The sequence below is a fragment of the Pseudidiomarina salilacus genome (assembly GCF_047323925.1).
Taxonomy (GTDB): domain Bacteria; phylum Pseudomonadota; class Gammaproteobacteria; order Enterobacterales; family Alteromonadaceae; genus Pseudidiomarina; species Pseudidiomarina salilacus.
In genome coordinates, this window is sequence record NZ_CP178752.1 from 182099 (window position 1) to 204228 (window position 22130).

The window sequence follows — 22130 nt, forward strand, 5'->3', positions numbered from 1 at the left end:
CTAGTTCTTCTCGCTTAGCGTTACCGCTTCGCGATGATTTTCACTCACACCTTGGTAGTGCAGAGTGAATTCGTGGGTGTCTTTGGGCAGTGCGTAGAGCAACTGCACCTGACGTTTATCGTTAGGGGGTAAGTAAAATGGCTCTGCTAAGCGCTGACCATTCTGAAAAATCTGTTGCGGGCGTAGCTTAGTGCCATCCGCTGTGGCGAGTTGCAGCCGACCCAACAAGTGCATCATGCCACCCTCGGGACTGGTGTTCGCCATGGTAAGTTGCAATAGCGCAAGTTGCTGGGTTGCGTCGATCTCAATATCAGCAAAGTCTTCGACCACGGTAAAACGGTGCACGGTGACCGGCGTTGGCGTATCACTTAACGCCAACAAGCTCGGTGCTGGAGGTACTGCATCGGCACTCCCAGCGATAGCAAAACGCAATCCGGCACGAGGATTGGTAGCGATACCTTTCGCTAAGAAATCGCCAAAATAAGCTACCAGTTCAAGCTGGGCAAACTGCTCTGGGACTTGATAAACCAAAGTTCCACCAAGCCATTGCTCTGGCAGCCAAGCTGGCGTGAGTGGCAGCGTTGATAATTCTAGGTTAGGTGCAAAGCCATGGTGACCATCCACCACCGCCTGCCACATAAAGTCTGCGCCAATGTATTCCATCACCCGCGGTTGCACCATAGTTGCCTCAAGTGCGGCATCTGCGCGGTAGGATCGCGCAGGGATTTCGGTCGACCATCGGCTCGTACCTTGCACCTCAACGATGAGCCATTGCCAACCGGGGGGCGCGGCTTGCCCTTGCAACTCGGCCTGCAAGCGATGATTAACCAATGCTAACGCCATAACGTCATTTTCATGGACTTGTGCGGCGGGATCGGGCTCAGTTTGCGGTCGGTACTCGCCCCTTAGAACCAGCTCAACCGGGGCATAAAGCTCGTGATAGTAAGACAATACCAAGCTCTCTGCGGTGCTGGGGGTCAAATAGCCGACTTCAATATGCTGACTGGCACCCATATGGGGCAGCACAAAACTATCCGTACTCGGCGCGGTGTCCAAAACTTTGGCACGCACAACGCGTTGGTTATCGACCGTGAGATACAACTGGCGATGCAGCGAACCTACCAATAGCGTCTCTTCTTGCTCGAGCTGGAACACCAAATCGGCCGCAATCCAATTATCAAATTTGGCTGTAATCACCTGCCACTCATAGCCGGCAGGCGCAACTTCGCCGCCGTAGCTTTGCCGTTGCTCATGGCTGAGCACGTGAATACTAAAGGCACGATTACAGGCCGAAAGTGGTAGTTCAACCGCTGCCCAAGTCGCGAACGGTGAACTTAGCAACAGGATGAGAAGCAGTTTCAGCATTAAACTTTGCATAGTTTGTTCATCCCGTAGTTGCCAAGGTCTTTAACCACTGGATCCACCAACGCGCCGATATCCGTGCTAACAATATTGTCAAAAAAGAACATCAGCGTTTTGTCTTCATACTGAAACAGCTGGATCCACCGCGCCTGAGCTCTCGCCAGCGCGGTATCCTTGAGAAAACCACCGCCAAAACTCTTCGCCGCTTCAATACCGATACAACATACTGGGTCATAATTACTGTAATTCATCAAACACCCGACCACGGTTTGTACCATCTCAACCGCACCAGAGGCATTGCTCAATGAGCTCATGACATTGACCAAGGCTTCACTGATCTGCGCGCCACGTGCGGTGCGGTCATAACCCAAGAGCTGCCCGCGAACAGGGTCATAGGACCACCAACTCGGCGCTTCACCCGCTCGCAGTTGTTGCGGCGCCATAATAATCTTGCCAGCAGCAAGTTGCTCTTGGAGGTGCGACTTTAGCGCCGAATCTGGTAGCCAACTAAGTTGTGCGAGTTGTGCAGAGTCATTTACTGTCAACCAGGGTCGGTGGTGTACACGGTCGTATGCGAAGCTACGTGAGGTATTATTAGCGAGCGGTAGCGCTTGCTCCGGGTCGAGTAACTCCACTTCTAACAACGTATCGACGACGCCTTGCGCGACTTGTACCTGCGCCCGTCGGGTGGAATCCGCAATGAGCGCGGTAACCGGATTGCTAATAATGTCAAAGCCGGTCTGTACCGCGATGCCGCGGTCGTAGTTTGATAACTGCACGTAGCTCAGCAAGTTCAGTTCTGTAAGCACCACATCACTCGCGTAAGGGCTGACTAAAAAGCGATAGAAGGTCAGTAGATCAAGTAAACTGTTACGCGTTGTGGCTCCGGCAACTATTGGTTCAACTAAATCCACATTGCCGTGCTCGATAACGCTCGCAAGCCCTTGAATTTCAGCACGATGAACTAGGATGTCACGCAGCCGTTGGGCGGTATTCTCAGCCTCATTCGAGTGACTGTTTTGTGCCAGGAGGACGACATCAGACAACAGCTGGGCGCCACGTTGCTGGTAGCGCTCGGTAGTAAAATCGGGGATAGCAGCAAGTTGCTGTCGTTCGGTAGCGCTAAGCACATCCATTAGCGGTCGCTGATACACCCGTTTTTCCTGCCCAGGTGCGGTAATTTCATAGCGAATATACACCGCACTGAGTTCCGCTGGCTGCTCGGTTTTGGGCGCTTCATTCATGCTGCTGAGTTCATCCAACGCCGAACTAAGCGCGGCTGTAGTTGAGGTCGACACTTGCCCCGTCAAGGGATCTTCGAGCGAGCCATCCGCAGCGATGGCTTGCTGAATGATAGAATCATCACCCAGTTTGATCGCCGGTAACCACTGCTTTTGGTCTAACAACTGTTGTTCTGCAGCGCGTGCCGACAGGCTTCCCTCGAGTAATTCTCCGACAGTTGGAAAATTCACCGGGGTAACCGATAACTTGAGTTGTTGCTGGGTTAACTCGATTGCATCGAAGGTATGATCTAGGGCCACGTGTTCGTGCAACTTGGCACCATACAACTGCTCAGCAACTACTTGAATTCGCAGTTGATGCTTCGCTTCTGGCGGCAGTTGCTCAGCAGCGATGATTGTCAGATCATTGGGATTTGACGTGAGCCACGACCGACCGAAAGCTTGCTCGCGCAAGACCGGATCCAAGTCACGCCAGCCCTCGCTACCTTGCCACTGCACCCACCAATAGTGCTGTACTGGCGCTGCGGCAACGGGTTGCACCTGAGTTAACTGCTGCAATTGTGCAACTTGCTGCTGCACTTGTGTGGCAACGGTTTCCAAATAGCTTGTGGCTTGCTCACGTTGACGGGTCACTAGCTGTTGCAACTCTGCCACCGGGCGGTCCAATTCCGCCGCCCAAGCAGTAAATTGTTGCTGACTCGGCGCCGCGGCAAGTTGCGGTTGTGGCCGCGCATGCTCCAACCAATAAGCACTTAGCTCTTGCTGTTGTGCCGCCGTCAACGGCGCTTGCACTAAACGAACATTTTCACCGGCTTCGCGCAATAGCTCTGCCAGTAACAACGCACGGTCGAGACTTGAGCCAGCCCGGTCGAGTAAGGTTCCGCGCGCGCCACGCAAAGCGCCATCGTAAGGCAGCCAATGGGTGTTGTCGCGCACCCAGCGATAGAGCTCGACTGGATCATCTCCCAATTGCTGCTGCAGCGCTGCCACTTCGCGTTGCTCATGCGGAATCGCCTGCCAAGCCTGCAGTACCAACTGATCAACTTGGTGCACCTGCTGCCGCAGCTGCATATCGGCAAACTGCCGCTCGACGCCGTCGGCAACCGGAACGCCCAAACACTGTTGGCGTTCAGTTTGGCTATGGGCGGGAGCGGCGAGCAACAATACAGCGCAGCAAAGCAAGGTTTTAGGGAGTTGCTTCATCGTTTACCTCGAACATTAGGTTTTCACCCGCAGCGACAGATACTTGATGGGTTTGCGGTTGAGGGTAGCCGTCGATGACTAAGGTATAGTCACCTGCAGCAATAGGTTGAGCGGGATCCCCGACGCGCCCGTTCGCCACTTCACGCTGTTGTGCGTCCACTAAGCGCCACTGCGGCGCAATAGCCAACGCCAGAGCAGACTGCAATTGCACCGCATCTTGGCTAGCAAAGTATTGCCCTGCACTTAGTTCAGCAACACGCGCGAATTCGCCCTCAAGCGCATCATCATCGAGTTGAAAACCGACGATGTTGAGTTGCAACGCAATGCCTTTTGCTTGCAGCTGTGCGAGCGCGGCGGGAATATCGCCATCACAAGTCTCTTCGCCATCGGTCAGCAACACCACCAGCTGCTTACCGCCAGCATAGTCAGCTAAATCGTCAGCAACTGCTGCGAGCGAAGCCGCAAGCGGCGTGCGAGCTAAGTTCACGGCTTGAATTTGCTGCAGCGCTGACTGCACTTGTGGATGATTATTCTGTTCAGCCGCCACCAATAATTCGCTGGCACAGCTGTGCGGCTCGGTATGCCCAAAGGCGCGCAACGCCACTGGCAAATGCGCTGGCAACTCGGTGGTCAAAACATTCTCCGCGACACGCTTTGCAACATCGATACGCCGGCCGCCGGCCATTGCTTTGAGCATTGAGCCCGAGGCGTCAAAAATAAATTGCAGCGCACTGGCCGCAGCAACGGGCTGTGGTCCTTGGCGCGTGGTGAAGCTGCCTGGCGGCAGTGGTGCTTGATAGTCGGTAGCGAGTTCGGCGGTGAAATGTGTACCGCTGCGTAATTTGCGCATCCCACTAAAGAGTGCGCGGGCAATCTCTAACTGATCATCAGCGAAGCTGTGGTGACCGCCGTTAACCTGGCTCCACGCTCGCATAAAACGCTCATTTTCCGCTTCTTGCGCAGCGCTAATCGCCATGCCGACCGGCAACTGAATGCTGAAAATACGCGGTTGCACCGCAGCCAAGCTGCGCCAATCAACTTCATCATGATTTTCACTAAAGCCGTCCGTGATTAAGAACAACGCCTTCTCGCCGTCTACTTTCGCCAATGTTTTACTCGCGGTCGATAGCGCTTGCGCAATGTTAGAACTGGTGTAGCGGTTATCGTAGTGTGCGAGCGCGCGCAACACTTGTTCATTGCTATCCGCCCATTCTTGCAGCAATAGGTCACCGCCAATCGGCAACAGCTGCATGACTTCTACGCCGTTTTTAAGCTCTGTCGCGACACGCCGTAACGCTTGGTACAACGGTGCTTGGAAATGTTCGACACTCAAACTGCCATCCCACACCACCATGACATGGCGCGGCGGCTCAATTAGCTGCAATTGATAAGACCCTGGCGCAAGTTCAGTGGCGACCGCTTCACGCCCCCTTGAAGATTGTTGCCAGCTAAGCGGTATCGCCTCACCCTGAGCGTCCGTCAAGAGCGCCTGCAAACGTCCTTGTATTGATTCGCTCAGGGTAAGGCGAATACGGTTATGACCATCAGGAACCGTCACGCTGAAGTTTTGTTGTTGTCCTGGTTCGGCCAAATAGTGATCCCATTGCGCAGCATCAAGATCGGCACTTGTTGGGACTGCTGCAGTGTTCGACAAGGTAGTCGCTGCGCGTTGGGCGATGATTTGTTTGGGCAGTTGCCAAGCATTCGAACCTTCTTCCGCTGCGGTTGCCGTGCGCTCAACCACAAGGCGCAGATAACGCACGGTTGGCGGCTCGGTGAACGCAAAAGTAGCAGTACCTGCAGCATCACGTTGTAAGTTCCAGTGCCCGATAAACTCCCAAGGACCGGCACTTTGCTCACTGCCAAAGAGCGCGACTTCAGCAACCGCAGTCCCCGCTAATTGTTGATGATCAAGCCATTGCAGGTTACTCAGTGTGACCCGCTGCTGCTCAGCAAAGTACAACACCAGTTCGGCGCGTTCTAACGCAGTGGTCTGTGCTGATTCACGCGCAAAAGGGTGCTGTAAATCTTGCTGATTCGGCACGCTGTACAACCATTGTGCGACGAGCTCGCTAGGTAAATCGGCAGGTGCTTCTGTGGCGATGCGATAAGGTTGTTGCAGCGGTGCCGCAATACTTGGGAATAAGCTAAGGATATCGCTCACCGCGAACTTTTCTGCCCCGACGAATAGGGCGATTGCCGCATCTGCTTCTAATTGCGCCGGAAGTTTCAACTCACCGGTCAGGGTTTGCGCAGCATTCGCTGCAAGCTCAAGTTGCTCCGATAAACCATGAATCGATGCTTGGGCATGCGTCACATTGGCCTCCAGCGGGGCGACGAGCGTTTCTGCCGTAAGGTTTTCGACAGTGATGCTGAACGCAACGCGCTGACCTTCATCGGCCCAAGCGGCAACAGCTTGATTGGGAACCTTGATACGATAGTCGAGTTGTGGCGTGAATGCAGGACTCGGAATAGTGTCACTAAAAGTGATGGGCTTGGCATTCGGACCAAACGTCACTTTAATACTCACCTGCTCGTTGGCTGGAATTTCAATACTGCCGCTGTTAAAGCCGTAATCGCGAGTGTACAAGGACTCCCCATTGGGACGAATGAACTCGAGCCCGGTGTAGTAGGCGTAACCGGATTTGTGTACCGCGCCCTGCCAACTAAAGGTGCGTTCCTCGGTGTGCACAGGGAGCACATACCAGCCCTCGAACTCGTCTAAGTCACCATCGGGTAGCGCCAGCACGCCATCAGGGGGTAGAGGTCCAGCAAACTCGCGTGTGCGCGCTGGTTGATAAGTACTGCCCGCGGCCCATGGTACCGTAGGGTCAAGCCGAATTTGATAGGATTCAGTGGTGGCTAAGTCGCCCTCCACGGTGAGAAAGTAATTCCCCTCAGCCAATCGCATGCGTTGGCTTGTTTCACCTTCAACCTGCCAGCGTTGAAACGCTGAGCCTTCGATCGGCGATATCGCCACCGTTAACCGAGTGGGTGCAGGTGCCGTTATGCTGAGTTGAAAGTCACTTGGACCCGGATTTTGGAACACGTAATAGTCATAATCATCGGAGTGATGCAGCTGACCCTTTGCCGTCTGCCCCAAGGGTAAAAGCGTGGCGTGCTCGCGCGTGTTATTCGGTTCGCGCTCTTCGCCTAGCTCAGCGTCGGCGTAACTTTCGCTGAAGCTTCGCGCGGCTGCCTGTGGTGCTGCGGCAATTTGCTCAGGTGTTGTTGGGGGCGCTTGTTGGTCGACTTCTGCTAATTGCAGCCAAATACGCTTCGACTGCTGTTTAGTTTCAGTTTGTAAGGTCAGTGTCGCAGCCGTGGTTAACGCTTCGGCCGCCAACCACGGCTGTTGTTGTGCGCTAATCGCAGCGCCAGCGGCGGTAGTAAGCGTTATCTCAAGGTCGTCGCCAACCTCGGTGAACCCCTGCAATGACCATGCTTTATTGGCCGGGGGCTCAGGAATCTCGAAAGTCAGTTGCGGCAGGGTGCTACTATACATAAGGTTGGTGTTGGCACTGAGTGCAACGACTTCATTTTTCACATACTGCAGCGAACGCTTCTGTTGAGCTTGTTCTAATAACAGCTGGAATTCTGTTGCACTATCAGTATTTTTTATCCGCAGTAAATAGGTGCCATCGCTTAACAACCAGTGTTCGGGTAATTCGGTGCCTTGCCAGAGCAACTCTGGCTCAGTTGTTGTCGCTGCGGCACCGAATGACTTCACCGCTGGCGCTGTGCTTGCTTCCGCTGCGGTCGGTCGCAACATGCTAAATTCTAGTGGCGCTTCCGCTTCACTCTGTAATGCCAGTTGCCAAACCGCTGCCGCATCATGCTCAGGAACCTGCCAGCGGATATACAATACTTGCTCGGCAGCGAGCTTCCCGACCACCCGTGCGGCATCATCTACTGCTAATGCATTATCTGCATCCGTATAAGGCTGTTTCACAAACACCAGTTTGGGGTAGCTCTGCGCGCTCGCTGGGGCCGCCCACAACAGAGTTAGCACACACAGCAAGTTAAGCAGCAGACGGCTCACGCGCATCAAAGATGACTCCTAAAAAAAGTTCATCACAGCATAGCGAGCCTTGATACAGGCTTTTATCCTACATTTGCACTACAATTGGTTAACCAAGCATTTTCAAGTAACAGGGAATTTACCGACATGACCATGCAAAATCAGCAGGTGGAGCAATTCATTCTCGATCTGCATGACGCCAGTATGTTTCTGTCAACACAGGAATTTCAGCAGTGGACACTGAAAGAAATCAGACGCTTTATCGACTTTGACTTTGCCATATGGGGAGCGGGTGATGGGCGCCATCGCCAACTACATCATGCGACAATATTAGATCAAGTGGATACGCTGTTTAGCACTTGGGAGGCGGTAAAACACGTCGACCCATTTGCCAACTTGGTGATCGGTAACACCGGCAAAACTTGGACCACTGACCCTTTGCCTGATTTCAAAAAATCACAAGCTTTTCGTGAGCACTGGGGGCTCTATCGTGCACAGCAGATGATGTCGACGATGGAAGTCGATCAGCAAACGGGGCTACATATTTTTGTCACCTTAGTACGTGACCAAGAAAAACAACGCTACAACCAACATGAGCTAGCGCTTAAGAATATGATCACGCAGCATATTTTTCTTGCCGCGCGACACAATGACTTACACCACTTACGCTCGTTGCGCTCACCCGCAGCCTTCATGGATCGAGGCGGGGTGCTCAATGCTGCCTTACCCGAGTTTCGCGCGTTGATTGTACAAGAGTGGGGACGCCGCGCCGAACAGAAACTGCCTGAAGAAGTGAATCAAGCGCTCTGGCGCACCGGCGGGTTTCGTGCACGAAATATCGTGCTACAAGCACAACAAATTAATAATCGCCTGCTGGTGCGAGCGGGAATTGCACCTAGTGTTGATTTAAGTGCGCGTGAGCACGAAGTTGCTTGGGCTTATGTAAGTGGTCACACCCACAAAGAAGTGGCCAAACTGCTTGGTATTTCTCCCACCACGGTACGTACGCACCTAGCCAGGGTCTACCAAAAGCTAGAAGTGACCGACAAAGCTTCACTGGCATTTTGGCTGCGCGAAAACAGCATGAACTAACAAAAAAGGCGCCCGCAGGCGCCTTTTGCTTCAAGTTGTTAAGTCTTAGCTGTCGAGGTCAAAGCGATCTAAACGCATCACTTTTACCCAAGCTGCAACGAAGTCGTTGACGAACTTCTCGTTCGAGTCACTCAGAGCATACACTTCAGAAATTGCACGTAATTCTGAGTTCGAGCCGAAGATCAAATCAACTGGTGTTGCGGTCCACTTCAGTTCACCGCTCGCACGGTCGTAACCTTCGTAAACACCTTCGCTGTCGCCCTGCTTCCACTCGTTATCCATGCTTAGCAAGTTAACGAAGAAGTCGTTGGTCAATTGACCTGGGCGGTCGGTGAAGACACCATGCTGGGCATCGTCGTAGTTGGCTCCCAAGGCACGCATACCACCAACGAGTACGGTCAGTTCTGGTACAGTCAGGGTCATCAAGTCAGCTTTATCAACCAGCATTTCAGCAGGCGACATGCGGCTATCAGCACTGTAGTAGTTACGGAAACCATCAGCAGTTGGCTCCAAGAAGCTGAACGACTGTACGTCGGTCATCTCTTGTGTTGCATCGGTACGACCTGGCGCAAATGGAACAGTCACTTCGTAACCGGCATCAGCAGCTGCTTTTTCAATCGCTGCAGCACCGCCAAGCACGATAACGTCTGCCAATGACACGCGTTTGTCACCGCGTTGACCGTCGTTAAAGTCCGCTTGCACGTCTTTTAACACGCCCAGCACGCGATTGAGCTCTTCTGGGTCGTTCGCTGTCCACTCATTTTGTGGGGCCAGTGCGATACGTGCACCATTCACACCACCACGCATGTCGGTACCGCGGAAGGTTGATGCAGCGGCCCAAGCAGTACGTACCAATTCAGCAACGGTCAGGTCAGTGTCAAGAATCGACGCTTTAATGTCGGCTGCATCACTGTCGTTGATCAAAGTGAAATCAACTTCAGGAATTGGATCTTGCCACAGCAAAGGTTCCGCTGGTGAGGTGTCCACGATGTAACGTGCACGTGGTCCCATGTCACGGTGTGTCAGTTTGAACCAAGCTTTGGCAAAGGCTAACTCAAACTCTTCCGGATTTTCTTGGAAGCGTTTCGCGATTTTGCGGTACTCAGGGTCAAATTTCAGCGACAAGTCGGTAGTGAACATAATTGGCGCGTGACGCTTGCCTTCGATATGCGCGTCAGGTACCAAGTTCGACGCTTGACCGTCGACGGGGATCCACTGAATAGCACCAGCAGGGCTACGGGTTTGCTCCCATTCGAAACCGAATAGGTTATCAAGGTACTGGGTAGTCCAAGCAATCGGATTCACTGACCATGCACCTTCTAAACCTGAAGTGATGGTGTCTTCCGAGTGGCCTTTACCACACTTGTTTTTCCAACCTAAACCTTGCTCTTCAATCGGAGCTGCTGCAGGCTCAGCGCCTAAGCATTCGTCAGGTTTGTGTGCACCGTGCGCTTTACCGAAGGTGTGACCACCGGCGATAAGTGCCACTGTTTCTTCATCGTTCATCGCCATGCGCGCGAAGGTTTCGCGAATATCATCGGCTGCTAACAGCGGATCAGGGTTGCCGTTTGGACCTTCCGGGTTTACGTAAATCAAGCCCATTTGCACTGCGGCAAGTGGCTTCTCAAGTTCACGATCGCCGCTATAACGCTTGTCTTCAAGCCATTGCTTTTCTGGGCCCCAATACACATTGTCAGGTTCCCATTCGTCTTCACGACCACCAGCGAAGCCATAGGTTTTAAAGCCCATCGACTCTAGCGCAACGTTACCGGTGAGTACCATAAGGTCAGCCCAAGAAACGCTACGACCATACTTTTGTTTGATTGGCCACAACAAACGACGGGCTTTATCGAGACTGACGTTATCTGGCCAGCTGTTGAGCGGTTCAAAACGCTGTTGACCACCGCCTGCACCACCGCGACCATCATTCACCCGATAGGTACCAGCGCCATGCCAAGCCATACGGATAAAGAATGGACCATAGTGACCGTAGTCAGCAGGCCACCAGTCTTGCGAACTCGTCATCAACTCTTCGATGTCAGCTTTTAGCTGCTCGAGGTCGACTTGTTTAAAGGCTTCGGCGTAGTCAAAGTCATCGTAAGGATTAGAGGCTTCGTTGTGATCACGGAGCGGGGTCAAATCGAGTTGATCTGGCCACCAAAACATTTTGCTTTTAGCTTCCTGAGCAGTTGCACCAACAGATGCAGCTCCCATGGATACCGCTAGTGCCAAAGCAGACACGAGGGGTAAAGTTTTTTTCATCATTATTATCACCTTTGCTATGTAGTTTAGGAGATGTCGATATAGCAAAACTACTATAGACCAGTTTTGACAGATTAGGAGTGGCAAAGGTGATTGAAAAATCAGATTACGTTAATCGGAAACTTCACTTGGCAACCTCAGCAAATTCCAAATAACGCAGCAAAGCCACTTGCTGCGTGGGGTTGCGTAAGCCCAGGAAAGGCAAACGAATATCGATTTCGACACTACCGGTCCCAGCCGATTTAAAACGCGCTTAAACATCTATTTTTTCAACTAAAAACGTGCCTCGCTGTGAGGCTTTCGCCTTGTACATTAACTTATCAGCACGGCGGATGAGCTCTTCTGGGACCATTGGCACATGCCCATAATAAATGACGATGCCAATAGTCGCGCCGGCTTGTAAGACTACATCATGCATCGTCATCGGCTGACTGGCGGCTTCAATTAAACGTTTTGCCACTGTTTCAATATGAATAAACTCGTTTGACTTAATGACTGCGATAAATTCATCGCCACCCCAACGACAGAGTACGTCATTATTGCGCAGTACCTGTTTAAAACGCGCAGCAAGCTCTATGAGCATGGCATCACCATAGTCATGACCGTATTCATCGTTAACGAATTTAAATTGGTCTAAGTCTATAAAAAATAATGCAATAAATTCTTCTTTATCGACTACTTCCGATATCAACCTCGGTAATTTATGATGCAAGTAGAGACGATTCGGTAAACCGGTTAACTTGTCGGTCGCTGCAGCATTACGTAGTTGTTTTAGTTGCCGCTTTTCCTCGGTAATATCCTCTACGGTTCCGATGATGCGCGCAGGCCGCCCGTTATCATCGCGTTCTACCACGCGCCCGCGGTCCAGTATCCACACAATATCGCCCTTACCGTTGTACATGCGATATTCGTTCTCAAAGTGATCATCACCTGGTTGAGAATGTGCGATAATTGACGCTAATGTCTGTTTGAGTTGATCGTGGTCGTCCTTATAAATTCGATCTGACCAAGTCGAATATTCACGCTCGTTAGGATTCGGTTGATGACCGAGCAACTCATACCACCCCTTCGATAAATAGACATCTCCGGTGGTAATGTTCCAGTCCCATACACCAGCTTTTGAAGCTTGTAGGGCATAACGCCAGCGCGCTTCTAAGTCTTCCATTTCAAGTTGCTTGCGGTTCAGTTCCGCGGTGAGTTGCGCTGCCATTTTTTCTGCTCGTACGCGCAATCTCGTGGCGACTTGTAAGTAAGCGGCAATAGCTATCGACAAAAGGATACCAAGTACAGCAAAGAGTAGTGGGCGCTGAATACCAATGGCTTTCAGCTCGTGCTTATGATGAAAAGCGAGTAACCACTCCCGACTCGCAAACTCAAAGTGTTGATTCGCCGATAAATGATGCGGGAGCGGATGATTTTCTACGGCAGATTGGTAGAGCAACTTCGCAGGGTCAGATGAGGTACCGTCATAGATTTGCAAATGAATCGATGCGCCGTCGTCCTGTTCCCAACCACGGATGATATCGTCAATTAAGTCGGTCATTCGAAACGGACTATAGGCCCAGCCCAAAAGTGCCCCATAGTATCCGGCGTCGGAATCATCGGTGACCTCAGAGCGATAGACAGGAACGTACATTAAGGTTCCCGCTTGCTGCACAATCTCGCCCTCTTGCAACAACTCCACGCGCCCGCTCAACGCCGCAGCACCGGTTATCGCCGCGCGATGCATGGCCTCACGGCGGGTGACTTCAGAGTACATATCATAGCCAAACGCACGTTGATTGCGCTCATCAAAGGGCTCAAGGTAGAGAATCGAGGAGTACTGCTCACGTGGCGTTGTTGGGTGGACGTGAAACGCCGGGAATCCAGTGGCACGAACTTTAGCCTCGAAAGCCGTGACCTCGCTCGGGGTAAGATATTGAGCAAAGCCAATCCCCTGTATTTCGGTAATGAAGCCATCACGCCGCAGTTTGGTTGTGTAGCTTGCCCATTCCTTGCGGGTAACTTCTTCACTTTGTTCATAAAAGCCAGCAGCACCGCGCAACACGAGTTCATAGGCTCGTAACCGTTCCGACAGCGCTATCTGAACTTGCTCAATATTGAATAAGAAGCTTTCTTTAGCACGCTTTAATTCAAGGGTATAACTCACATAGGTCGCTACAGCGCTGAGTAGTATGCCTATCAAAAGTGCTATCGTTGGTACCGTATCAAGCTTTTTCAATCGTATTGTTCCTGCTTATTTCCCAAGCTTAAATTTACGAGCAGGCTAAGTGCTACTTTGGGTTAATTGTTTCAACTTGTTCTAAACTTTAGCATAATCTATACAAATGCCTATTGCTACGACACAGAAGTCATCTTATGAGCTTACATGTTATTACTCACCCTTTAATCCAACACAAACTCGGGCTCATGCGCGAGGCCGGTATTTCGACCAAAAGCTTCCGTGAGCTTGCGAATGAGTTAGGTAACTTACTAACTTATGAAGCAACCAAAGATTTTGCTTTGGTCGAGCAGGAAATTGAAGGCTGGGACGGTGCGCGCATCAAAGTGCAGCGCATTAAAGGCAAGAAAGTCACTGTGGTGCCTATTTTACGCGCGGGCCTGGGTATGTTGGACGGTGTTTTGAGTTCACTGCCGGCGGCAAAGGTCAGTGTGGTTGGCCTTTATCGTAATGAAGAAACCCTTGAACCTGTGGCCTATTTTGAAAAGTTAGCCGGTGAAATCGACAACCGTACCGCATTGGTCATCGACCCCATGCTTGCCACTGGCGGCACCATGATCGCAACCCTCGACATGCTCAAGGCCAAGGGTTGCACCGACATTCGCGTGCTGGTGCTGGTTGCCGCCCCTGAAGGCGTTGAAAAAGTAACGGCTGTCCACCCCGAAGTACCGATTTATACTGCTGCGCTCGACGATCATCTGAACGAGCATGGCTACATCGTGCCAGGGCTGGGCGATGCGGGAGATAAGATATTCGGCACCCGCTAACTTGATCTTTAGCCGGGGGTAGCGACTACACTGTAGGTACACTTTTAAAAAGGAGGTACTTATGAAACGCACTGCATCTGCTCATTGGCAAGGTGGTTTGAAAGACGGTAAAGGTACTGTTTCAACACAAAGTGGTGTGCTCGACGAGCAGCAGTATTCGTTTGGTACTCGCTTTGAAGATGGTAAAGGCACCAACCCTGAAGAGCTTATTGGTGCTGCACACGCGGGCTGTTTTTCAATGGCCTTGTCGATGGTCCTGGGCGAGCACGACATGGTCGCCGACAGCATCGATACTAAAGCTACGGTGCACCTCGAAGAACAAGACGATGGCTTTGCCGTACCGAAAATTCACTTAGAGCTACGCGCCAAAATTCCTGGTGCTGACGTTGATAAATTCCTGGAAGCGGCCGAAGCTGCCAAAGAAAACTGTCCGATTTCCAAGCTATTCAAAGCCGAAATCACCCTTGACGCAAAACTCGAATCTTAAGTTTGTGCGCTGCGCGCCATAAAGGTGCGCAGCATTTCTGTTAAATCCCGTTGTTCCTGCTCGGTCAGCACACTTAATAGCCTTTTCTGTGTCTCCACGTGTGCCTTAATCGCCTGCTCGATAGTTGTTTTTCCTTTAGGGGTTAGCTGTACTTGGCGCTGACGTTTGTCGTTTATGCCTATAGTGCGCGCAATAAGGCCCTGCTTTTCAAGCGAGTCTATGCGGCTGGTCATTGAACCTGAAGTGACGAGCAGCTGTTCAAGCAACTGTTTGGGCGTTAGCGCGTGCGGTGGGCCACTGCGTAGCAAAGTCGCTAACACATCGAAACCCGCATCAGTAAGCTGGAACTGACGAAAGGTTTGCGACATTGCTTGGGTTAATTGCTTGTGCAAAATCTGTAATCGGCCAATGAGCGCCATGCTCGATGTATCAAGCTCTGGCATTTGCTTAGCCCAAAGTTGTTGAATGTGATCTAAAGCGTCCATTGGCGGGTAATCCCTCACAAGGTTTATTTATCTTGAATTCAAACTACTATTCATTTATCTTGATTTCAAGATTTTATTGGAGTGATTGATCATGGCACAAGCAGTCAGCTGGTGGCGATATGCTTTGGTTGGGGTGCTGGTTGGCGCGCTGGCCCTAGCGTTTTACTTTGCCGCAACAGGATTTCCGTCAAATAAAGTCGATGCGCAGGACTTTGTCGACTTACAACAAGGGGCCAACCCGCATGAAGGCTTTCGTCGTGCCCATGCGAAAGGCTTCTGTGTCGCGGGTGACTTTATCAGTAGTGGCGCGTTAGCTGATTATTCAGTCGCAGAGGTGTTTGCCGCTGGATCAACACCGTTACAAGGACGCATCTCGATTGCCGGCAATAACCCGCTGGCTCCGGATTTAAAAGCACCAGTACGCAGCTTAGCGCTCAGTATCGAGACTGCGGCAGGTGACGTCTGGCGCACCGCCATGAACACCCCACCGGTAATGGCGGTGCGTCATCCGCAAGATTTTTATCAGCAATTAGTGGCGCTTGGTAATGGCACCATTCAGCAGTTTTTTGCTGAACACCCTGAAAGTGCAACCTTTCGTGAATGGGCGGCTGGATATCGCGCCAGCGGCAGCTTTGCCACCGAGGTGTATCACAGCATCAATGCGTTTTATCTGGTTGCTGCCAACGGCGAACGCCAAGCCGTGCGTTGGCGCGCGGTGCCGCGTGCCGAACGGATAGATGCTGTGCCTGCTGAGTTCGCTGACAGTGACGATGCACTACAACAGGAATTCACTGCGCGGCTGCGCGAGCAACCGGTAGTGTTTGATTTAGTGTTTACCTTGGCGGAAGCCAATGACGATGAAACCGACCCTACGGTACTGTGGCCTTCGGCGCGTACCGAAATTGTGGCAGGACAAATTGTGTTGCGCAGCGCCTCGGCGCAACTCGAAGGTGACTGTAACGCCATTAATTTTGATCCGTTGGTGTTGCCAGACGGCATGGCAGCTACCGCAGATAAAATTTTGCGCGCACGATCAGCAGCCTATGCCGAGTCGTATCGCCGCCGCGCACGGGAGCAATAACATGAGTAAGGTACAGCAATTTAGCCGCGCTGCGCGGTGGTTACACTGGTCGATGGCCTTGCTTCTGCTGTCATTGTTGTTTGCGGGACTGACCATGGTGCGCGCGCTAGAGCCGTGGCAGTTAACCTTATTGCAGTTGCACAAGTCATTTGGTTTGGTCGCCTTGGTGCTGGTGCTGATTCGGCTTTGGGTACGCATGCGCACCCAGGCGCCCGCGTTGCCTGCAGACCTGGCTGCATGGCAACGCGTAAGTGCACGGTTGAGCCACATCGGCCTCTACGCCTGTATGCTTGCCATGCCAGTAAGCGGCTACCTGATGCAAAACGCAGCCGGTCGCCCGCTTGAGGTGTTTGGCTGGTTTACGCTGCCGGCGTTGCTCGAGGTGGATTTAGCACTGTACGGGATATTGCGAGAGGTGCATGGCTGGGTGGCATTGGCCTTTATTTTGCTAATTCTAGTGCACTTGGGTGCTGCATTACAGCATGCTCTAATTCGCCGCGATGGCGTGTTGCAGACGATGACGGGGCGCCGTCGCCCGTAACGGGTTGCGCTGTTTAGCGCACCCGTCGTTTACCGGTGATCATCGGTCGTATAAGCTCGATGCGGCCGCGCCAACCGGTAATGACGATAGCCACTACATGGACAATCGCCGCAGCATAAAGAATATCTGCCAGCCACATGTGAACTTCTTCAAGCGTTGAATTGCCAAACAGTGCGTCGATTTCTTCCATCATAAAGCCGGTCACACCCAGCCCTGTGAACAAAGCAATAACCGCAAAAACCATGAGCCAACCAAGTGGATTGTGTCCCGACTTGATCGGCATGTGACGCTGCTTGAGGTGCGCGAAATGGGTTTTGACTGCTGCTGGACTGAGATGTAGCGTTTTGAAATTGCCGAAACCTGGGTCGATAAAGCCCCAAACAATGCGTACCGCGATAAGGGTTACGGCAGCGTAGCCCAGCCATTGATGCCAGTCGCTGCCAGCTTCTAAAACAAAATAGTTGGCGATAAAAATCGCCACTAAACTCCAATGAATGATGCGGATCAGCGGATGCCAGATCCTCACCATCAGGGCAGTGCGCTGCTTAGTGCTCTTCACGTTTTATGATTTCACCGTTCACAGGGTTAAAGTAGATTTCAACTTTCTTGCCATCAGCATCGGTACCGTAAATTTCGTAACAGTTACCTTCGGTGACTTTAAATTCGTTGATATCGTAGCCTTGATTCACCAATTCCAATTGGAATTGCGCTTGGTCCTGCCATTCGCTCATAGGCGCTGCTGTACATTGGGTGACTTCTTTGGCGCCACTGCAAGCTGCGAGTGTAGCTGCTGCGGCGACAACGAATGCGATTTTACGTAAATGCATAATAGACTCCTTGGTCTGTTTTGTAGGTTAAGAGTAGACGAGTTTTCTTACAGTTTCCTTAAGGTTAGCTGAACTTTCGCTTTGTTGCCGAAAAGCTTGATGTGGATCAATTTGTTGGGCTTGGTGCGCAGCAGAATTGTTCACTTGCAGCACATAGGTTTATAGTTAAGGCATCGCTAAATTATGTAGCAGAGGTAGCACTGATGACAGAAGCCACACAAGTTCGCTTGCTCAAAATTGCCATGATTCTTGGCGTCACCTTGCTGATCTGTGGACACATCGTGCTAGCGGTGACCTTCGCCAGCGATACCATTGGCCATCGCGGCTTTATATTGGGTGCAGCGATGAGTGCAATCGGTATCGTGCTGTCGCTTCCTACCAAAATTTACCTTACGATACTGCTGATGGATTACACCGAACGCACCGATAAGCGGTTCACTCGCTCGGCCGATGGTCAGGCACGGGCAAGTTCGACCGAATTCAAAGACTAAGCATTTAAGTTGAGGAGTTGTTGTGGTCCCTCTTTCGGTTTTAGATTTAGCACCAATTACTGCTGGTTCAACAGCAGGAGAATCATTGCGCCGCTGGGGTTTAGCTTAACCATTGGTTAAACGTGCTGGTGCGGCTTTGACTAGTTTTGAGTTGTGCGCCATTTTTGAGTAACACCAAGTACGAGTTTTTGCAGTAGCGCTCGAGTTTGTCGATAGCGTCGACATTAACAATTTCACTGCGATTGATGCGAAAAAATTGGCGTGAATCGAGGTGCTTCTCCAACGCTTGTAGCGATGGGAATGGCAAATAGTGACGACGGTTTTGCTGGTCAAAGCCCATGATGAGATTGCCATCGGCTTTGATGTAAGCGAATTCACCGGTACGCATAAAGTACACTTGTTGCGCAGTTCTAATGGCGATGCGCTGCAGGGGCTCGTTTGCGGATTGCGTGGGCGCGCTCGGTGCGACGGCTTTTTGCGTCAATTGCTTAAATTTTTGCCATGCCTGCGCCAGCTTTGCGCCGCTATAAGGTTTCAGTAAATAGGCGATGCCCTGTGATTCGAACGCCTCGAGCATAAAAGCGTCGTAAGCGGTGACGAAAATCAACGGTGCCGGCGGCATGTCGTGTTCATACGCCGCAAAAACATTACCGTCGCTGAGCTCGATATCAGAGAAAATCACATCAACAGCTTGGGAGTTAGTTGCGAGCCAGTGTTTCACCTCTGCAACACTACCGAGTTCGGCGACAACTTCGATGGGCTCGCCAAGGTTTTGTAGCATGCGACGTAATTTGTCGCGCGCCAAAGGCTCGTCTTCAATGATCACGACGTTCGTCATGGCTGCGTGACCTGTGTTGTGAGTAACGGAATGCGCACGCTAAATTCCGTTGCTGTTGACGTAATTTCGAGCGGCTGTTGCGTCAGCACCGCAAATTGCTTGGTAAGACTTGTTAAGCCGACTTGGTGTGACGGTTTCGCGTGTTGCCGAGGGTGACGGTTGTTATGCACGGTAACGTTAGTGTCCGAGATGGTGATCGTAATGACGATCGGTTGAGCGGCACTTGCTTGGTTGTGCTGCAAGGCGTTTTCAATCAGTACTTGCAGGCTGTACGGCGGTAGATAGAACTGTGCCGACGGCTCACCATGTAATTGCAGCGTATAGCCTTCGCCGTAGCGTACCTGCATAAGCTTGAAGTAATTGCGGGCGAAATTGAGTTCGTGCACAAGGCTGACGAGGCGTTCGCCGCTGGCTTCTAAAACCGCGCGATAAAGCTCCGCAAATTCATTCAAATAGTCACTCGCCCTCTGTGCGTCGGCGTAAATCAACTCGTCGAGCACGTTTAAGGCGTTGAAAACAAAGTGTGGATTCAACTGCTGTTTAAGTTGCTGTAACTGTAATTCAGCCACTTGTTGGCGATAGTTGGCCAACTGGGTGCGCTCATGATTGAGGTCCTGCGCGTAGCTGTACGCCAAATAAAGTCCACCAAACAGCACGAATTGCACGACCAGATTGACGTTGTTGAGCAGCAGCGTATAGCTGTTGAAATTGCGTTCGATGGTATCGAAGCTCAGCGCGATGAGCAGACTTAGAGCGTTGGCGACTGCAAGATAGACGAGGAACGCTGCGACGCCGGCTTTGACATAGCTTTTACGCGCGCTGATGGCGAACCGATTGAGTAATAGGCGCAGTAAAGTGAAAATCAGCAGTGCCTGGATAAATTGCGCGAGCGGCCCTTCAGGCGTGAAGACATACCAAGACCACTGGCCAGACGTCAGTCGCACGCTGATCACAAAAATATAGGCAAACACAAAGACCGCACCTAAAAAGGCGCGGTCGATGTGAAGGAACTGCATAAAACGTTGCAGCATTACTGTTCTGGCCATGAGTGGGTCACTTCACCTTTGTCATTCATAAACTGTAACTGAACTTGGTCATTGGCGTCGACATAAAACATTGCCCGTGGTGAACCGTCTTTCGCGAACAAAAACAAGCCGTTATTTTGTGAGCCGGTTTTACCGAGCAGTAAGCGCGTTGAACCACCGATAATCCCTTGCTCTTGATACTCTTGAATTTTCGCGCGCCGCACTGCGGGATCCTCTATTTGCTCAATCTCGCGCATCACCTCGCGTACTTTATCTTGGGTTTCGTGCTCCGGACGGTCATTAAAGACCAATGCCGAGCTCACCCGGCGCTGGTCACCGCGTTGCTGATCGGTCGTCAACAGCTGCATGACTTGGTCGCCATTGTATTGGTCAAAGGTGAGCGACAAACCAGAACTATGACCTTGCTCATTTTTACTGCCGTCAAAAATCAAGCCGCCCGCTTCCATACCTTCTTCGTTAAAGAACAACATGCCCGAGCGCTTTTTACGGGTTTCGTTCAGCACGCGACCGTTGACTTCTTCGGTGGTCGGAAAACGTTCGGTGTTGGTGATCAGCAGTTTAACTGTGCCGTCGGCTTCAACAATGTTTAAGCGCTCAACACTCAAAGTTTCGAAGTGATTCGGTTGCTCTGCGGTAGTGTTGTAGAGCGCGGTACCTGCCATTGCTAAGCTTGCCACCACACCTAAACGAAGGACGTTTTTTTCGAATGCGTTCATGTTTTTGCTCCAATAGTTTTGTGTTGTTGTTTTGCACTGGAGCCAGTATTGCGCAGGCTGCGGGCCGCCCGCCACGCTTAAGTGACGAGCTAAGGAATAGTTTGGATGAACGCAGGAAAAGCCCTAGGGAGGGCAGCCCTTTTTACTGTGTTTCGGGGGTGAATTCGATGCCGGAGATGCTGCCGTTGCTGCCTTTGTAGTTACTGAACCAATTGCGCAGAATCGATTTTGTGCCGGGGAATTGTTGCTCAAGATCGGCAAGCGATTGCAGTTTGCCAAAGATCGGATCTTCAGGAACGACCGCGATAAGCTTGTCGTCGATTTCACCATTATCGCGCATCTTCATGCGCGCAATCACACGCACATCCAGTTGGCTGCCGCGCGGTAGCGCATCGCCGAGTATCAATACATCATAAGGATCGCCATCGCCACCCGTCGCACGATCGGACAAGGTATCCGGTAGCGCACCGTAATTCACCGGATAGGGCAAGTACTGCACCACCCGAGGTTGCCCCTCTTCGAGCTCCCATTCCAATTGTTTGCCATCCTTGGTGAGCTGCCATTTTTGCGTTGTCCCAGCCGGAATTTCCACAACGGCTCGAACAAGTTTTCCGTCGTAAATATAAGCACTTGTTCGCCAGATCGGAGCTAAAAAGGGCAGCCCTCTTTGGCTCGGATCTGACACTAAAGAGGGCTGCCCTCTTTGCGGTTTTAGCTGGCCCATGGCGGCGGCTGTTTCGCCATTGGGGCCGACCGGTGTCGACGCTGGCAAAGCAGCAATGAACTCTCCGAGTGCACTGATCCAGCGTAAGTCATTGACTGGCGAGCGCTCCAGCGGCGGCTGCGCAAGGTCTGTATGTTCACGTAGGTACTGCGCCCAGTGGAACTCAAGGAATGGGATGGCGGGTTCAGGCTTCTCAAGAACACGCTTGCGTAACCAGTACATTGCGCCGCGCAGAGGGTCATCTCTCAACAAAGCGCGGCCCACGCCCGACGGGAGATCAGCCACAAATAAGGGCTGCCCTTTCTCATCGGAGAGCCAGGCCATGTCGTGGGCGATAAGGTGGTCCCAGAAGGCGGCGGTGTCGAGGTGCGAAAGGTCGTCGGTAAGCTCAACAGTGATGGGTTGCTCAGCGCCAGCTGGGCTGTATTCGAGCATGGCACTAAACGTATGATGGCCATCGGTTAAGAAATACTGTTGTTGTGGTCCGAGGACGACTGTTTTGCGCGGCAATTCGTTCAGATCGTCGACAAAAGCCGACGGATCACGTTGATACTTTGCGATTTTATAGGCGACTTGCTCGTGTGAAATGACCGCTTGCGTCGGATGTAAATCACTAATGGTCAATTGAATTTCTTTGGTGATGGCAGCGCTGGCAACACTCACCAACAAAGTCCAACTCACCAATACCCAACTCAAAACATGAAGCAAACGTCGCATGTAATCCT

General features: G+C 51.8%; 18 protein-coding genes. 6 read left to right on the plus strand and 12 right to left on the minus strand.

Annotated features, from left to right (window positions below; genetic code table 11):
• Genes ACJ8W9_RS10455 through ACJ8W9_RS10465 form a run of 3 tightly spaced genes read right to left on the minus strand, consistent with a single transcriptional unit; the run spans nt 1 to nt 7854 of the window.
• Nucleotides 1-1365 (minus strand): hypothetical protein, encoded by a 1365-nt coding sequence (locus ACJ8W9_RS10455; RefSeq protein ID WP_411361018.1) that lies wholly within the window; start codon nt 1363-1365, stop codon nt 1-3.
• A complete protein-coding gene (locus ACJ8W9_RS10460) occupies nt 1365-3806 on the minus strand; it encodes a hypothetical protein (RefSeq protein ID WP_411361019.1) in 2442 nt (813 codons plus the stop codon). The genes ACJ8W9_RS10455 and ACJ8W9_RS10460 overlap by 1 nt, the downstream gene beginning before the upstream one ends.
• Nucleotides 3790-7854, minus strand: coding sequence for a VWA domain-containing protein (locus ACJ8W9_RS10465; protein ID WP_411361020.1), 4065 nt, complete (start codon nt 7852-7854; stop codon nt 3790-3792). Before ACJ8W9_RS10465 ends, ACJ8W9_RS10460 begins: the two co-directional genes overlap by 17 nt.
• A 120-nt stretch (nt 7855-7974) precedes the next feature.
• On the opposite strand from ACJ8W9_RS10465, the gene ACJ8W9_RS10470 reads away from it, so the two are divergent.
• Nucleotides 7975-8919 (plus strand): response regulator transcription factor, encoded by a 945-nt coding sequence (locus ACJ8W9_RS10470; protein WP_411361021.1) that lies wholly within the window; start codon nt 7975-7977, stop codon nt 8917-8919.
• Between the two features lie 45 nt (nt 8920-8964).
• Here the strand turns inward: ACJ8W9_RS10470 and katG are convergent, their stop codons facing one another.
• Together katG and ACJ8W9_RS10480 are read right to left on the minus strand one after the other, a co-directional pair.
• Nucleotides 8965-11184 carry a catalase/peroxidase HPI gene (gene katG / locus ACJ8W9_RS10475; protein ID WP_411361022.1) on the minus strand — a complete coding sequence of 740 codons (2220 nt, stop codon included), beginning with the start codon at nt 11182-11184 and terminating at the stop codon, nt 8965-8967.
• Between the two features lie 250 nt (nt 11185-11434).
• The gene (locus tag ACJ8W9_RS10480) at nt 11435-13402 is read right to left on the minus strand and encodes a CHASE domain-containing protein (protein WP_411361023.1); all 1968 of its coding nucleotides are present in this window, start codon (nt 13400-13402) and stop codon (nt 11435-11437) included.
• 137 nt (nt 13403-13539) lie between these two features.
• Here ACJ8W9_RS10480 and upp point away from each other — a divergent pair, with 137 nt between their 5' ends.
• Nucleotides 13540-14169 carry a uracil phosphoribosyltransferase gene (gene upp, locus ACJ8W9_RS10485; protein ID WP_411361024.1) on the plus strand — a complete coding sequence of 210 codons (630 nt, stop codon included), beginning with the start codon at nt 13540-13542 and terminating at the stop codon, nt 14167-14169.
• 61 nt (nt 14170-14230) lie between these two features.
• Entirely contained in the window at nt 14231-14656 is a 426-nt protein-coding gene (locus tag ACJ8W9_RS10490) for an OsmC family protein (protein ID WP_411359477.1), read from the plus strand.
• Here ACJ8W9_RS10490 and ACJ8W9_RS10495 read toward each other — a convergent pair.
• Nucleotides 14653-15141, minus strand: a complete 489-nt coding sequence (locus ACJ8W9_RS10495; RefSeq protein WP_411359476.1) for a MarR family winged helix-turn-helix transcriptional regulator — start codon at nt 15139-15141, stop codon at nt 14653-14655. The genes ACJ8W9_RS10490 and ACJ8W9_RS10495 overlap by 4 nt on opposite strands.
• 91 nt (nt 15142-15232) lie before the next feature.
• On the opposite strand from ACJ8W9_RS10495, the gene ACJ8W9_RS10500 reads away from it, so the two are divergent.
• Both ACJ8W9_RS10500 and ACJ8W9_RS10505 read left to right on the plus strand, forming a co-directional pair.
• On the plus strand, nt 15233-16222 hold the full coding sequence (locus ACJ8W9_RS10500) for a catalase family peroxidase (protein ID WP_411361025.1): 990 nt from the start codon (nt 15233-15235) through the stop codon (nt 16220-16222).
• Nucleotide 16223: 1 nt separating this feature from the next.
• The gene (locus ACJ8W9_RS10505) at nt 16224-16763 is read left to right on the plus strand and encodes a cytochrome b (RefSeq protein WP_411361026.1); all 540 of its coding nucleotides are present in this window, start codon (nt 16224-16226) and stop codon (nt 16761-16763) included.
• A 13-nt stretch (nt 16764-16776) separates the two neighbouring features.
• Here the strand turns inward: ACJ8W9_RS10505 and ACJ8W9_RS10510 are convergent, their stop codons facing one another.
• Entirely contained in the window at nt 16777-17322 is a 546-nt protein-coding gene (locus ACJ8W9_RS10510) for a cytochrome b/b6 domain-containing protein (protein ID WP_411361027.1), read from the minus strand.
• Complete coding sequence (locus ACJ8W9_RS10515; RefSeq protein ID WP_411359471.1) at nt 17309-17590, minus strand: PepSY domain-containing protein; 282 nt, start codon at nt 17588-17590, stop codon at nt 17309-17311. Before ACJ8W9_RS10515 ends, ACJ8W9_RS10510 begins: the two co-directional genes overlap by 14 nt.
• Nucleotides 17591-17793: 203 nt before the next feature.
• Here ACJ8W9_RS10515 and ACJ8W9_RS10520 point away from each other — a divergent pair, with 203 nt between their 5' ends.
• Nucleotides 17794-18081 carry a hypothetical protein gene (locus tag ACJ8W9_RS10520; RefSeq protein WP_411359470.1) on the plus strand — a complete coding sequence of 96 codons (288 nt, stop codon included), beginning with the start codon at nt 17794-17796 and terminating at the stop codon, nt 18079-18081.
• 100 nt (nt 18082-18181) lie between these two features.
• Here ACJ8W9_RS10520 and ACJ8W9_RS10525 read toward each other — a convergent pair whose 3' ends face one another.
• The 4 genes from ACJ8W9_RS10525 to ACJ8W9_RS10540 all read right to left on the minus strand — a co-directional run bounded on the left by ACJ8W9_RS10525 (nt 18182) and on the right by ACJ8W9_RS10540 (nt 22122).
• The gene (locus ACJ8W9_RS10525; protein ID WP_411359469.1) at nt 18182-18919 is read right to left on the minus strand and encodes a LytR/AlgR family response regulator transcription factor; all 738 of its coding nucleotides are present in this window, start codon (nt 18917-18919) and stop codon (nt 18182-18184) included.
• Nucleotides 18916-19965, minus strand: a complete 1050-nt coding sequence (locus ACJ8W9_RS10530) for a sensor histidine kinase (RefSeq protein ID WP_411361028.1) — start codon at nt 19963-19965, stop codon at nt 18916-18918. The genes ACJ8W9_RS10525 and ACJ8W9_RS10530 overlap by 4 nt, the downstream gene beginning before the upstream one ends.
• Nucleotides 19950-20681: a hypothetical protein gene (locus tag ACJ8W9_RS10535; protein WP_411361029.1), complete on the minus strand. Its 732-nt coding sequence runs from the start codon at nt 20679-20681 to the stop codon at nt 19950-19952. The genes ACJ8W9_RS10530 and ACJ8W9_RS10535 overlap by 16 nt, the downstream gene beginning before the upstream one ends.
• Nucleotides 20682-20823: 142 nt before the next feature.
• Nucleotides 20824-22122 (minus strand): ParB-like protein, encoded by a 1299-nt coding sequence (locus ACJ8W9_RS10540; protein WP_411361030.1) that lies wholly within the window; start codon nt 22120-22122, stop codon nt 20824-20826.
• Between the last annotated feature and the right edge of the window lie 8 nt (nt 22123-22130).